The organism is Pseudomonas sp. HY7a-MNA-CIBAN-0227 (assembly GCF_040310325.1).
Classification (GTDB): Bacteria; Pseudomonadota; Gammaproteobacteria; order Pseudomonadales; family Pseudomonadaceae; genus Aquipseudomonas.
This window is the reverse complement of record NZ_JBEOPT010000138.1, coordinates 1-272: the sequence shown is the minus strand read 5'-3', so window position 1 is coordinate 272 and position 272 is coordinate 1. Positions and strand designations below refer to the sequence as shown.

The window sequence follows — 272 nt, the reverse complement described above, 5'->3', positions numbered from 1 at the left end:
GTTGAGGCCAATCTGACCCAGCTATTACCGCCTGTTATTTTAGATGAGTTATTTCCGTGGTTTGACCTAGCACGGCGGCAGCTAAAAAACAGCAAAGTCACCCATTCATGGATAGACAGAGTGCGCATTGAGCCTGCCACTCAGCCATTAATCGCCCCACATATTGACTTGGATAGCAAAGACAATATTTACCACGCGCTGTTTTATCAATTACAAATTAAAGCCTGCTATACCCGTAGCAATAAATCGCAAGCCGGTGAATACATCCTAAA

The 272-nt window shown here is 44.1% G+C and carries 1 pseudogene; it reads left to right on the top strand.

From position 1 onward, the window contains the following. Positions 1-272: pseudogene (locus tag AAEZ06_RS27310) on the top strand (hypothetical protein); the annotation flags it as partial.